Genomic DNA, 12922 nt, shown 5'->3' on the forward strand with positions numbered 1-12922 from the left:
ACCATTTTTTTTATCCGCGCGTCGGCAACCGCTGACCAAAGTGACGCTGCAAACACTCTCTCAGCCGTGACAAGGTGATGGGCTTGGCGAGAAAATCATCCATCCCCTGCGCCAGACAGCACGCCTTGTCCTCCGCCATCGCATTGGCCGTCAGGGCAACGATAGGCATGGTGCATCCCAACTCACGCAAGCGCCGGGTGGCTTCCAGTCCGTCCATCAGGGGCATCCGCATATCCATCAGGATCAGATCCGGGAGCTGCTCATCCACCTGCGCCAGCGCCTCCAGACCATTGGCTGCCAGCCGTACCTTGCCCACCAGTTTTTGCAGCATCAGCGACACCACCAACTGGTTCACCGGGCTGTCCTCCACCACCAGCACATCCAGTGGCAGTAGTGCCGAAGCCCCCTCCTCCCGCTGCGGCTGGCTATGGCAAGGCAACGCCATGCCAGGCAGTTCGAACCAGAAACAACTTCCCTTGCCCGGCTCGCTCTTCAGGCGGATCTCTCCCCCCATAAGCGTCACCAGACGCTTGCTGATGGCAAGACCGAGGCCGGTACCGGAAAAACGCCGGGTGGCCGAGTTGTCGACCTGGGAGAAGGGTTCAAACAGCAGCGCCTGATCCGCATCGGCGATCCCGATCCCGGTGTCGGAGACCGAGATAAGCAGCTTTTCATCCTGCCAACCCAGGTGCAGTGTCACCTGCCCCTGCTCGGTAAATTTGAGGGCGTTGTCCAGCAGATTGCCCATCACCTGTGACAAACGCATCGGATCCCCCTGCAACTCCCGGGGTACCGACTCATCGACCCGATAAACCAGCGCGATCCCCTTGGCCGCGGCACGGGTTTGCAGCGGCTCGACCAGAGATTGGCAAAGCTGGACGGGTTGCAGGGTCTCGCAGTGAAACACCAGGGTTTGCGACTCGATTTTCGAAAAATCGAGCACGTCGTCGATAATGGTTTGCAGCAATCTGGCCGAGTGGGTGGCATGACGCAGCAGGCTCTGTTGCTCCGGCGCCAGCTCGGCATGCTGCACCAGATCGAGCATCCCCAACACCGCATTCATGGGCGAGCGGATCTCGTGGGTCATCATGGCCAGAAACTGGGACTTGGCACGGTTGGCCGCTTCGGCCTCATCCCGTGCCCGCGCCAGCTCCTCTTCCCTACGGATCTGGTTGCTGATATCCCGGGCAGTGCCGCGATAACCGATAAACAGACCATCATGGTCAAAGCAGGGCTCGGCGCTCACTTCCATCCAGCAGGGGCCGTGTTGCAGCGCAACCTGCATCCGCACCCCTCGCACCGGCTGGCGCAGCTCCAAAAGCTGCAGGTATTTCTGGGCATCGCAGCTCTGCTTGTTGCAGACGTAGTCATAGAGGGTCGGCCGGGTCGCCTGCGGGGTCATCTCATCCAGATAACCCGGCTCAGAGGCATAACTGAGGCGATGCTCGGCATCTGTTTCCCAGAACCAGTCAGAGGCCATGGCGGCGAAGCTGCGAAAACGGCGTTCGCTCGCCTGCAGCGCTTCGGTTTTTACCGCGACTTGCTCCTGCAAGCGGGCCCGATAGGTGATGTTGACCAGCGCCTGGGCGATGAGCGGACGGCAACGCTCCATGGCGGCCTTGCTGGTGAGATCGAAGGTACCCGCCCGAGCGTGGCGGCAGATGAGGGTGGCGGTAAAACCGGGGGCCTGCAGCCCGGTCAGCATCACGCTGGCCCAGCCCGGCTCGCTCGCCAGCGGCGCCAGCTCAGGCAGCTGGGCGGGATCGTAAATCACCAGGGTTTCACCCGAGATGGCGCGGGCAAATGCCGGGGTCATGCGCCAGCTGCGGGCAGCGAGCATCGGCTCGGTACTGAGGTGGGTACTTCCCTGCTCCCCTTCCCAAGCCACCACATCCGCGTGCTCAAAACCGATAAAGGGTTTGAGCACCTGGATAAGGCTCTCCAGCACCTGCTCCAGCGTCTTGGCATCGGCGAGGGTGGCAACCCCACCCAGCAGGGTCTGGGACTCGTGACGATACTTGGCCTCGCGCTCGCGGCAACGCATAAGGTCGACCAGCGTGGTCTGCAATTTGTCGCCGAGGGCTTCCAGTTCACTGTTGCCAATCATCTTGTTGCCTGCTCTGTTATGTTCTGCCGACTCAACGGGTCAGGAAAATCACGCTCGATACCATCAGGTTGCCGTGGGCCAGCTCGCCATTGGGCAGCCGCCCCTGCTCGCCGAAGGTAAAGGGGGTGATAAAGGGGATCTTGCCGAGGCGAGCCTGGCTCTGCTCGACAAATTGGCACAACATATCACCTAGCGCCAAACGGCAACCAGCACAAAAGATGATGAGCGCGCCGATAGGCTGCAATTCCACATCGACCCCATACCCTGGCTCGACGCGCATGGCATTGAGGCTGCGCTGCAACAACCCTTCCTGACTGCTGTACATCAACAGCAGACGCTCCCCTTGCACCACATCGGTAAAGAGCCGCAGCCCGCCCTGTTCGGTCACAGCTTCGGGATGGGAGAGTTTGTAGTAAGGGATGCCATCCAGTGCTCCCACCTGACGAGCCAGCGGGGTGAGCGTGGTCTCCCGCAAAATCGCCCCTACCGGCCAGGGCTGCTCGCGCCCGCACCAGCGGGCATAGACCTCGGCAGCAGGCTGGTGATCGATGGTGAGTACCTCCCGCCCGTTGCAGGCTGTGATCTCGCCGCTGAATTCGGCAGGCACATAACCGGAGTGAAACTGAAAAGCCAGCTGGCAATCGGGATAGAGCACCGCCAGACCGATGCCATCCTGACTCACCGCCTCATCCCAGCAGAGCTGCCAGTCACCGCTGACACTGCTATCTGCCGCGGATCCACCGACCACCGGCACCGAGGCACCGAGTTCGGCCTCGATACCGGCCAGCAGCCCCTCCTCCTTGCCGGGACTGGCGTGAAACAGGATCAACTGGGGCAGCTCGCCCGGTCGACCACAGTCGCTCATGGCTCGGCGCAGCAACTGCCGCACATCCACCCCGTCACCGCTGGCACCGGCTACCCCGAATGCCCCTTTCTCATCGTACAGAGCAGCAACGGCCAGCCCATATCCGTCTCGGGCGTGGTGTCCCATCTCGGTCATGACTCCACCGCAAGAGCTGCACCCAAGCAGGCGGGTCGTCGGGAACTGGCGTTTGAGCGCGTCGCGCAGTATCGCCCCCTCATGGGCTTGGGTAAAATAGAGTAACAGCAGGGAGGGGGCCTGATCGGCATGGTGGCGCAGCTGCGCGCAGATATCTTGGGCCGCCAGCGATGAATTCTGGGCGAGGGAGTGAACGGTCAGAAATTTCAACACCATCTCCTTGTTTTATCGAATGGCAGCCTCAAGCAAAAATCATACCTTTATCAAACAATTATCTCGCTTCCCTTGCTAACATAGCGGTCAACTGAGACCAATGACAGGACGCCCATATGTGGCAAAAAAACATCAATGACTTCGATCGGGTCGTTGCCATCGGTGGTGGCCACGGCATGGGACGAGTGCTTTCGTCCCTCTCGTTTCTCGGTCAACGGCTCACCGGCATCGTCACCACCACAGATGATGGCGGCTCGACCGGACGCCTGCGCAAGAGTCAGGAGTGCATCGCCTGGGGCGATCTGCGCAACTGCCTGAACCAGCTGGTGACCGATCCCAGTATCGGCAGCCTGTTGTTCGAATACCGCTTCGCCGGCAAAGGCGAGCTGGCGGGTCACAACCTTGGCAACCTGATGCTGCTGGCGCTCGATAATCTCTGTGTCCGTCCTCTTGATGCTATCAAGCTGATCAGTGACATGCTCAAAATCGAGTCACAATTGCTACCCATGTCTGAATTTCCCACCGATCTCTGCGCCCATATGGAGTGTGGCACCCAGATCCTGGGAGAGGTATCCATCGATCAACTGGCAACACCGCCCCTCTCCCTCGGCCTGATGCCGGAGGTGCAAGCGACCCGGGAAGCGGTGCTGGCACTGCAGCAGGCGGACATGATCATTCTGGGGCCGGGCAGTTTTCTCACCTCCATCATGCCGCCACTGCTGCTGGCCGAGATCGCCCAGGCCATCAACGAGAGCAGCGCCATGCTGGTTTTCGTTTGCAATCTGGTGGCGGAAAACGGCCCTGCCAGTCAGCTGGATCTGATGAGTCAGTGTCGCTGGCTGGAGTCCCGGGTCGGTCAGGGTCGGCTGGATGCCATCCTGGCCCCACAGGGCGCGGGTGATGCGGGGGACTGGCAAGGGCGAGTGATCGAAGCCGAGCTGGGCGAGCTTGAGCTGCCCCATCGGCACGATCGGTTGAAGCTGAAACTGGCGCTGGACCGGATCATCCAGCAACTGCTCAACCAGCGTTAAGCAACGGTCACGGCGCCACGGCATCCCTGCATGGCGCCGTTACTGATAATCGGCAAGAAACGCAAGCACCTGAGGCAAGGAGGCTTCCAGCAGTTGCAACTGGCGCTCTGCCTCGGCCACATCGGCCTGCTTGCTGGCCATCTCCAGCGCCATCACCTGCTGATAGCTCGGCATGGCGCCGTAGCTGCCACAGGATGATTTCATGCTGTGCGCCACACGAGCCAGCGCCTCCCACTCCCCCTGCTCATAGAGGGGCCTGAGCTGACTCAGCTGCTCGCCCACCTCTTCAATAAAGACTGCGATGACCACGGGCAGCATATCCGGACCGATATCCTCTGCCAGCTGCTGCAACACCTTGCGATCCACCCACTCCATGCGAGGCTCCTCCAGAACGGTATTCAAACAGACCATACTATAGATAGTTTTCGATGTCGTGGCTCACGACCAGGCTGTGATGAAGCACCAGATTGGATGGCTCAGGGAATAAAGTGGCAAAAAATGTGATCGGTATCGAAATAGCGATGCTGAAACGCCCGTCAATACAGCAACTTGATTGCCAAAAATTAACAATTGATCAACACTCAATGCCGTCAGAGTGATGATGCTCAGCAACACCTCTCATCCCTTTTGCCTTTTATGGCTGCTGCGAAGAACCAGGGTAGGTATCTACCCTGGTATTTTTTTATCTTGCTCAAGCGCGACCTGGTTGGTCGCCACCCGCTCCCCCATGCGAAACAGATTGAATTCGCCGGGCGCCATTTTGACCCAATTCTCATTGCCGGTCAGCGGACGGGTGGTGATCAGGGTGACCACATCGTTGGGGGTGGTCTCGCTTTGAAAATCGATCACCACCTCCTCATCTAGCAGGCTCGCCTCGCCAAACGGCGCACAGCGAGTCAGCCAGTGCAGGTTGTTGCTGCAGTAGCTCATCACATACTCCCCGTCCGAGAGCAGCATGTTGAACACCCCGAATGCTCTGAGCTCGTCACACAGGGTGGCGAGATAGCGAAACATGGCGGGAAAGTTGGCAGGACGCTTGGGATATTTTTGCTCTAGCCTGTCGAGCAGCCAGCAGAAGGCGTGTTCGCTGTCGGTATCCCCCACCGGCCGGTGGCGGCCGGTGGGCAGCTTCTTGTAGCCGGTCAGCTGACCGTTGTGGGCGAAGGTCCAGTAACGGCCCCACAACTCACGGGTAAAGGGGTGGGTATTTTCCAGCGACACGCAGCCACGGTTGGCTTGCCGAATGTGGCTGACCACTGCGCAGCTCTTGATGGGCAGCGCCTGTACCAGTCTGGCGATGGGAGATTGGGCGCTGGGCTCGGGATCCTTGAAGGTGCGGAAGCCCTTCCCCTCGTAGAAGGTGATCCCCCAGCCATCCTTGTGGGGCCCGGTCTTGCCGCCGCGCAGCATCAACCCGGTAAAGCTGAAGCAGATATCGGTCGGCACATTGGCACTCATGCCGAGCAGTTCGCACATATCCGGCAGACTCCTTTCATGATTTGGCTTGTGTCATGTTCGACCAGCACGCTGGTTCGACAGACAACAGGGGAAGGCGCAATCCCTTCCCCTGTGACTGGCAACAACCGGCAGATGGCGAACCATGCTACCGGCGCAGCCCTTATCTGGTAGTTATGGCCTGATTACTTGACCATCTCTTTTTCGACCAGCTGGATCAGGATGTGGATCACCTTGATGTGCACTTCCTGAATACGGTCGGCATAGCCAAAGTGCGGCACGCGGATCTCGACATCCGCCAGACCCGCCATCTTGCCGCCATCCTTGCCGGTCAGGGCGATCACTTTCATCCCTTTGGCGCGGGCAGCCTCGATGGCTTTCAGGATATTGCCGGAGTTGCCGCTGGTGGAGATGCCAAGCAGCACGTCGCCACGGCGGCCAACCGCTTCTACGTAGCGGGAGAAGACATAGTCATAGCCAAAGTCGTTGGAGACGCAGGAGAGGTGGCTCGGATCGGAGATGGCGATACCGGCATAACCCGGGCGGTTCTCGCGGTAACGACCGGTCAGCTCTTCGGCGAAGTGCATGGCGTCACAGTGGGAGCCACCGTTGCCACAAGAGAGCACCTTGCCCTCTTCCTTGAATGAGTCGGCCAGCAGTTTGGCGGCCGCTTCGATGTTTTTCAGGTTCTGCTCATCAGCCAGGAAGGCCTGCAGCACGCTGGCAGCTTCGGTCAGTTCATTGCGGATCAATTCTTGGTACATGATGTCTCTTCCACTGTTTTTAGTGTGCGTGTAGATCTCGGCTATTCTCGCACAAGCGAATCGCACAGTCGCCCCCCTGCGAGCCACAGCGCTGGCGGCACGTGAGCGTTATGGGGATCACAGAGAGAAGGTAATGAAGATGTAAACAGCTTGATAACTTTGTGCGTATGAATTACAACAGGGGCCATATCCAACAGGTCAGACCTCTGGATGAGTTACACCACGTTGGCACATTTATACACGCAAGGAGCAAGCAATGACGACGACCCTCACTCTGCTCGGGGTGATCCTGGTTATCGGAGCCCTGGCCTATCGCCGGGCATCCCTGTTCATCTCCACCCTGGTCACCGGCGCCGCCCTGGTGCTTGGCGCCATCTATGGTCATGTGCCCTTGCTGGTATGGGCGCTGTTCGCGGTGATCGCCATCCCGCTCAATCTGGTTGAATTTCGCCGCAATCAAATAACCAAGCCGCTGTTCAAAATCTACAAATCGATCATGCCGGAGATGTCCCGCACCGAGAAAGAGGCGATTGAAGCGGGAACTACCTGGTGGGAAGCCGATCTGTTCGCGGGCAACCCGAACTGGAAGAAGCTGCACGCCATTCCGGTCAGCACCCTCTCAGCCGAAGAGCAGGCCTTTATGGATGGTCCGGTCGAGGAGGTGTGCCGCATGGTGAGCGACTGGGAAGTGACCCACGAGCGCGCGGATCTCTCCCCCGAGGTGTGGCAATACCTGAAGGACAACAAGTTCTTCGCCATGATCATCAAGAAGAAATATGGCGGTCTGGAGTTCTCTGCCTACGCCCAGTCCTGTGTCCTGCAAAAGCTGTGCGGTGCCAGCGCCGTGCTCGCCTCCACCGTTGGCGTACCCAACTCGCTGGGCCCGGGCGAACTGCTGCAACACTATGGCACCGACGAGCAGAAAGATTACTACCTGCCCCGCCTGGCGGTAGGCAAAGAGATCCCCTGCTTCGCCCTGACCAGCCCGGAAGCGGGTTCTGATGCCGGTTCCATCCCCGACTTCGGTATCGTCTGCAAGGGCGAGTGGGAAGGCAAAGAGGTGCTCGGTATGCGCCTCACCTGGAACAAGCGCTACATCACGCTCGCCCCCATTGCTACCGTGCTGGGTCTGGCCTTCAAACTGCGTGATCCGGAACACCTGCTGGGCGAAGAGGAAGAGCTCGGCATCACCTGCGCGCTAATCCCGACTCACATCAAGGGTGTCGGCATTGGCCGTCGCCACTTTCCGCTCAACGTGCCGTTCCAGAACGGTCCGACCCAGGGCAAGGATGTGTTCGTCCCGCTCGATTTCATCATCGGTGGCCCGGCCATGGCCGGTCAGGGCTGGCGTATGCTGGTCGAGTGTCTGTCGGTCGGCCGCGGTATCACCCTGCCCTCCAACAGCACCGGTGGCGTCAAGATGCTGGCCCTGGCGAGCGGCGCCTACAGCCGCATCCGTCGCCAGTTCAAGCTGCCCATCGGCAAGATGGAAGGGATTGAAGAGCCGCTGGCCCGCATCGGTGGCAACGCCTACATCATGGGCGCCGCAGCCAACCTGACCGTGACCGGTATCGACCTTGGCGAGAAGCCGTCGGTCATCTCAGCCATCGTCAAATACCACCTCACCGACCGTGCCCAGAAGTGCATCATCGATGCCATGGACATCCACGGCGGCAAAGCCATCTGCATGGGCCCCAACAACTATCTGGCCCGTGGCTATCAGGGTGCCCCCATCGCCGTTACGGTAGAAGGGGCCAACATCCTGACCCGCAGCATGATCATCTACGGTCAGGGCGCCATCCGTTGCCACCCGTATGTACTGCCGGAGATGCTGGCCGCCAGCCACCCCGACAAGGAGCAGGCGCTGAAAGATTTCGACAAGGCAGTATTCAGCCACGTCGGCTTTGCCATCAGCAACCTGGTGCGCAGCTTCTGGCTCGGTATCACCGGCGCACGCTTTGCCGCGGCCCCTTACAAGGATCAGACCAAGGGCTACTACCAGCAGCTCTCCCGCCTCTCGGCCAACCTAGCGTTCCTGTCAGACATGGCGATGGGCACCCTGGGTGGCGAGCTCAAACGCAAGGAGCGGGTCTCCGCCCGTCTTGGCGACGTGCTGAGCCAGCTCTATCTGGCCTCCAGCGCCCTCAAGCGCTATCAGGACGAGGGACGCCAGCAGGCCGATCTGCCGCTGCTGCACTGGGCACTGCAAGATGCCATGTTCAAGGCACAAGAGGCGATCGACGAGCTGCTGCGCAACTTCCCGAACCGCTGGATTGGCCTTGCCCTGCGTGCCGTGGTGCTGCCGCTGGGCCGTGACCTGAACCGTCCGTGCGACAAGCTGGACCAGCAAGTGGCCCGTCTGCTGCAAACCCCGAGCGAGACCCGCAGCCGCCTGGCCAAGGGCCAGTATCTGACCCGCGAAGAGGGCAACCCGTTCGGTCTGCTGGAGCAGGCGCTCGATGACGTACTGGCCGCCGAGCCGCTGTTCGAGAAAGTCTGCAAGAGCGATGGTATCAAGCGTCCCTTCATGGCGCTGGACAAGGTGGCCGACATCGGCCTGGCCGCTGGCGTACTGACCCAGAGCGAAGCCGAGCTGCTGCGCCGCGCCGAGGTAAGTCGCCTGCGCACCATCAACGTCGATGATTTTGACCCCATCGATCTGGTGGCCAACAAGAAGCTGTTTGAAGCCTCCGCTTACCATCACGCGGCTTGATAACCAGCTATCGACAACGCCTCCCTTGTGGAGGCGTTTTTTTATGGACGCTCACCACTATTCTCGGCCCTCACAGGCACCACTCGCACACACAGCTCCCCCGACCAGCTGCAGCCCCCGTGTGGTCAGCCGGGAAAAAAGGCACAATAGCCGACAAATCGAATCACCAAGGAAGCCAAGATGACCCTTGAGCACCTGATCCTGTGGCGCCGCGACCTGCACCGCCTGCCGGAAGCGGCCTGGAAAGAGTTTCGCACCACCAGCCTGATTGCCCACCACCTGAGCGAGCTCGGTTATCGCATCGTGCTCGGCGACAAGCTGCTGGCCAGCAATCTGATGATGGGCCGTGATGTGGATGTGGCGGCCGAAAAGGCTCGCGCCCGCCGTCAGGGGGCCCATCCCGACTGGCTGGAGCGGATTGGCGATGTCACTGGCCTGATGGGAGAGCTGGACACCGGCCGTCCCGGCCCGACCCTGGCCTTTCGCTTCGACATCGATGCGGTGGAGGTGGAAGAGTCCGACGCCGAACAACACCAGCCGCAACAGGAGGGCTTTGCCTCCCACAACAAGGGGTGGATGCACGCCTGCGCCCACGATGGCCACACCGCCATCGGCATGGGGCTGGCCAGCCAGTTGATGGCGATGAAGGAGCAGCTGTGCGGCCGCATCAAGCTCTTCTTCCAGCCCGCCGAAGAGGGGTGCCGCGGTGGCAAGGCGCTGGCTGCCGGTGGCGCACTCGATGACGTGGATGCCCTGCTCTCGCTACATATCGGTATTCACGCTGGTAGCGGCGAGCTGGTGATCAACCCCACCGAGTTTCTCTGCTCCACCAAGTTCGACGTCCACTTTATGGGCACCGCCGCTCACGCGGGGCTCGAACCCAATGCCGGCAGCAATGCGCTGGCAGCCGCCTGCATGGCCACCACCGCCATGCTCGGCATTCCCCGCCACCGCGACGGCATGACCCGCATCAACGTCGGCCAGCTTCACGCTGGCAGCGGCCGCAACGTCATCCCCGATCATGCAGAGCTACGCGGTGAAACCCGCGGCGCCGACAGCGCCCTCAACGACTACATGTTCAGTCAGGTACAGCGCATCGTCGAAGGTACCGCCCTCGCCCACGGTGTCACCTATCGCATCATCAAGCAGGGTGAGGCCATTGCCCTCGACAACAGCCCGGCGCTGCAGGCCGAGCTGGCGGCGCTGGCCCGCAAGCAGGGGCTCGCCACTATCCAGACTCGCCGCTTTGGCGCCAGCGAAGATGCCGGTTTTCTGATGGAGCGGGTGCAAAAACAGGGGGGCGAAGCGGCTTACCTCATCCTGGGGGCCGATCTGGCGGCGCCGCACCATCACAACGAATTCGATTTCGATGAGCGGGTGATGCAAAGCGGGGTAGAGCTACTGGCCGCTTGGGCCCGTGCACGACTGGGTGTGGCAGAAGCAGCCCTCTCTTGATATCCCCTCGGCAAGCTCACCGGCTAACGGGATCAAAAAAAGGCGCCTCGGCGCCTTTTTTCTGCAAGAAAAACCTGAGCGCTACTCGCGGTGCTTGCGATGCACATCGGGGCGACCACCGGTCACGCTATCGGCTCTCCCCTCCTCTTTGGCCTTCTCGGCGCGCTTTTTGCGCATCTCGCGGGGATCGGCGATGAGCGGGCGGTAGATCTCGATACGATCCCCGTCGTGCAGCGGCTCGCTCCCTTTCACCGGGCGGCTGTAGATACCGAACTTGTTGACCGCCAGATCGATCTCGGGGTGTTTTTGTACGATGCCGGACTGCTCGATGGCCGCCTGCACGCAGGTCTCGGGCGCCACCCGCAGGGCAATCACCGTCTGCTGCTGCGGCAAGGCATAGACAACCTCGATATTGAGCTGGTCAGACACCGTAGACCTCCTTCGCCCGGTTGGAGAAGGCGGAGACCATGGAGCTCACCAGATCGCGGAATACCTGACCAAAGGCCACCTCGATAAGCTTGGAGGTAAACTCGAAATCGAGATCAAACTCCACCTTGCAGGCATCCACATCAAGCGGGGTAAAGGTCCACCAGCCCGCCAGCTTGCGGAACGGGCCATCCACCAGCTCCATCCTGATCTGGCGGTTCACATCCAGCTGATTGCGGGTAGTAAAGGTCTTGGCAATCCCCGCCTTGGCTACATCGACCGACGCCATCATGTAGTCATCGCCAGCCTCGTGGACACGGCTGCCGACACAGCCGGGCAAAAACTGCGGATAGGCATCCACATCGTTAACCAACTTGAACATCTGTTCTGCACTGAACATCACCAGGGCACTGCGCGTAATTCGGGGCATGGCTTTTCCTCATCCAATCGGCGCGATTTTATCACCATGTTTGGGGTTGTGGAGGTAAAACCTCAGCCAAACCGCTCAGAAAGCCACCACTTGACCTGCTGCGCGTTTTACAGCCGCCCCTGCCTACGTATAATACGAGCCTCCTAGTCATTGCCGGAAATCGCCCGTCATGAGCAAAAAAAACAGTAAAAACAAAGCCGGGTCCAGCACCATTGCACTCAACAGAACCGCGCGCCACGAATACTTCATCGAAGAGAAGATCGAAGCGGGTCTGTCCCTGCAAGGGTGGGAAGTCAAATCCCTGCGGGCGGGCAAGGCCAACATCAGCGAAGCCTATGTCATCTTCCGCGATGGCGAGGCCTATCTGTTCGGCTCCAGCTTCCTGCCACTGCAAGCGGCCTCCAGCCATGTGGTATGTGACCCGACCCGCACCCGCAAACTGCTGCTGAGCCGTCGTGAACTCGACAAGCTCGAAAGCCTGATTGCCCGTCAGGGCTACACCATAGTTCCCCTCGCCCTCTACTGGAAACAGTGCTGGGTCAAGGTCGAGATCGGCCTGGTGAAGGGCAAGAAAGAGCACGACAAGCGCGAAGATACCAAGGCCCGCGAATGGGATCGGGAGAAAGCCCGCATCATGAAGAACAAGCATCGCGGCTAACCTGCGACTGGCAGGATCAGAACGCCAGTTCACCTTCCCCCGGCGCAGCTGGCTCTTCAGGCTCAGCTGCGTACAATAAATCGGCAAACAGACTGGCTGCCAGAGGGAATGGGTATCAACGCCTTGCTATGACAGCATTTTTGCGTACAATCGCAATTAACAACTTGGGGCTGATTCTGGATTCGACAAGATTCACGAAACCCAAGGTGCATGCCGAGGTGCGGTAGGCCTCGTTAATAAACCGCAAAAAAATAGTCGCAAACGACGAAAACTACGCACTAGCAGCTTAATAACCTGCATAGAGCCCTTCTACCCTAGCTTGCCTGTGTCCTAGGGAATCGGAAGGTCATCCTTCACAGGATCGTGTGGAAGTCCTGCTCGGGGCGGAAGCATTAAAACCAATCGAGCTAGTCAATTCGTGGCGTGTCTCTCCGCAGCGGGTTGGCGAATGTAAAGAGTGACTAAGCATGTAGTGCCAAGGATGTAGTAATTTTGGACGGGGGTTCAAATCCCCCCAGCTCCACCAAACGTTTGGAAAGGGCCACCTCGCAAGAGGTGGCCCTTTTTATTTGTCCTGTCCCGTCCTGAATATGGTTTACACCTTTCCCCCCAATAAATGGAGAACCCGATGGGACAAGGTGTGAAACGGACACAGCGCGATTACTCGCTG

General features: G+C 59.9%; 11 protein-coding genes and 1 other RNA gene. 5 read left to right on the top strand and 7 right to left on the bottom strand.

The features are described 5' to 3' along the window. Positions 1-10 precede the first annotated feature (10 nt). Together AB5Z09_RS08145 and AB5Z09_RS08150 are read right to left on the bottom strand one after the other, a co-directional pair. Positions 11-2107 (bottom strand): ATP-binding protein, encoded by a 2097-nt coding sequence (locus AB5Z09_RS08145; RefSeq protein WP_368195034.1) that lies wholly within the window; start codon positions 2105-2107, stop codon positions 11-13. Positions 2108-2138: 31 nt separating this feature from the next. Further along, entirely contained in the window at positions 2139-3323 is a 1185-nt protein-coding gene (locus AB5Z09_RS08150; protein WP_139463728.1) for an FIST signal transduction protein, read from the bottom strand. A gap of 113 nt (positions 3324-3436) precedes the next feature. On the opposite strand from AB5Z09_RS08150, the gene yvcK reads away from it, so the two are divergent. After that, positions 3437-4351, top strand: a complete 915-nt coding sequence (yvcK, locus tag AB5Z09_RS08155) for a uridine diphosphate-N-acetylglucosamine-binding protein YvcK (protein WP_005334480.1) — start codon at positions 3437-3439, stop codon at positions 4349-4351. Positions 4352-4390: 39 nt separating this feature from the next. On the opposite strand, the gene AB5Z09_RS08160 is transcribed toward yvcK, so the two are convergent. The 3 genes from AB5Z09_RS08160 to lpcA all read right to left on the bottom strand — a co-directional run bounded on the left by AB5Z09_RS08160 (position 4391) and on the right by lpcA (position 6570). Further along, entirely contained in the window at positions 4391-4726 is a 336-nt protein-coding gene (locus tag AB5Z09_RS08160; protein ID WP_005353511.1) for an Hpt domain-containing protein, read from the bottom strand. A 291-nt stretch (positions 4727-5017) separates the two neighbouring features. Further along, complete coding sequence (locus tag AB5Z09_RS08165; RefSeq protein ID WP_019446544.1) at positions 5018-5827, bottom strand: class II glutamine amidotransferase; 810 nt, start codon at positions 5825-5827, stop codon at positions 5018-5020. 164 nt (positions 5828-5991) lie between these two features. Next, positions 5992-6570 (bottom strand): D-sedoheptulose 7-phosphate isomerase, encoded by a 579-nt coding sequence (lpcA, locus tag AB5Z09_RS08170; RefSeq protein ID WP_005353517.1) that lies wholly within the window; start codon positions 6568-6570, stop codon positions 5992-5994. Between the two features lie 256 nt (positions 6571-6826). Between lpcA and fadE the strand changes: the two genes are divergently transcribed. Continuing rightward, on the top strand, positions 6827-9283 hold the full coding sequence (fadE, locus tag AB5Z09_RS08175) for an acyl-CoA dehydrogenase FadE (RefSeq protein ID WP_139746759.1): 2457 nt from the start codon (positions 6827-6829) through the stop codon (positions 9281-9283). Between the two features lie 180 nt (positions 9284-9463). Further along, on the top strand, positions 9464-10738 hold the full coding sequence (locus AB5Z09_RS08180; RefSeq protein WP_139442465.1) for an amidohydrolase: 1275 nt from the start codon (positions 9464-9466) through the stop codon (positions 10736-10738). Between the two features lie 81 nt (positions 10739-10819). Here AB5Z09_RS08180 and AB5Z09_RS08185 read toward each other — a convergent pair whose 3' ends face one another. Beyond that, on the bottom strand, positions 10820-11167 hold the full coding sequence (locus tag AB5Z09_RS08185; protein WP_019446547.1) for an RnfH family protein: 348 nt from the start codon (positions 11165-11167) through the stop codon (positions 10820-10822). Beyond that, positions 11160-11594 (bottom strand): SRPBCC family protein, encoded by a 435-nt coding sequence (locus AB5Z09_RS08190; RefSeq protein WP_005334496.1) that lies wholly within the window; start codon positions 11592-11594, stop codon positions 11160-11162. The genes AB5Z09_RS08185 and AB5Z09_RS08190 overlap by 8 nt, the downstream gene beginning before the upstream one ends. 169 nt (positions 11595-11763) lie before the next feature. Between AB5Z09_RS08190 and smpB the strand changes: the two genes are divergently transcribed. Both smpB and ssrA read left to right on the top strand, forming a co-directional pair. Further along, on the top strand, positions 11764-12252 hold the full coding sequence (gene smpB / locus AB5Z09_RS08195; protein WP_005334498.1) for an SsrA-binding protein SmpB: 489 nt from the start codon (positions 11764-11766) through the stop codon (positions 12250-12252). 166 nt (positions 12253-12418) lie between these two features. Further along, positions 12419-12778, top strand: a transfer-messenger RNA (tmRNA) gene (gene ssrA / locus AB5Z09_RS08200). The last annotated feature ends 144 nt before the right edge of the window (positions 12779-12922 follow it).

It is taken from the genome of Aeromonas sp. R2-2 (genome assembly GCF_040908355.1).
GTDB classification, from domain to species: Bacteria; Pseudomonadota; Gammaproteobacteria; order Enterobacterales; family Aeromonadaceae; genus Aeromonas; species Aeromonas veronii.

Coding starts and splice junctions, on each gene's coding strand:
- AB5Z09_RS08145 (WP_368195034.1), bottom strand. CDS start 2,107: ATGATTGGCAACAGTGAACTGGAAGCCCTCGGCGACAAATTGCAGACC.
- AB5Z09_RS08150 (WP_139463728.1), bottom strand. CDS start 3,323: ATGGTGTTGAAATTTCTGACCGTTCACTCCCTCGCCCAGAATTCATCG.
- yvcK (WP_005334480.1), top strand. CDS start 3,437: ATGTGGCAAAAAAACATCAATGACTTCGATCGGGTCGTTGCCATCGGT.
- AB5Z09_RS08160 (WP_005353511.1), bottom strand. CDS start 4,726: ATGGAGTGGGTGGATCGCAAGGTGTTGCAGCAGCTGGCAGAGGATATC.
- AB5Z09_RS08165 (WP_019446544.1), bottom strand. CDS start 5,827: ATGTGCGAACTGCTCGGCATGAGTGCCAATGTGCCGACCGATATCTGC.
- lpcA (WP_005353517.1), bottom strand. CDS start 6,570: ATGTACCAAGAATTGATCCGCAATGAACTGACCGAAGCTGCCAGCGTG.
- fadE (WP_139746759.1), top strand. CDS start 6,827: ATGACGACGACCCTCACTCTGCTCGGGGTGATCCTGGTTATCGGAGCC.
- AB5Z09_RS08180 (WP_139442465.1), top strand. CDS start 9,464: ATGACCCTTGAGCACCTGATCCTGTGGCGCCGCGACCTGCACCGCCTG.
- AB5Z09_RS08190 (WP_005334496.1), bottom strand. CDS start 11,594: ATGCCCCGAATTACGCGCAGTGCCCTGGTGATGTTCAGTGCAGAACAG.
- smpB (WP_005334498.1), top strand. CDS start 11,764: ATGAGCAAAAAAAACAGTAAAAACAAAGCCGGGTCCAGCACCATTGCA.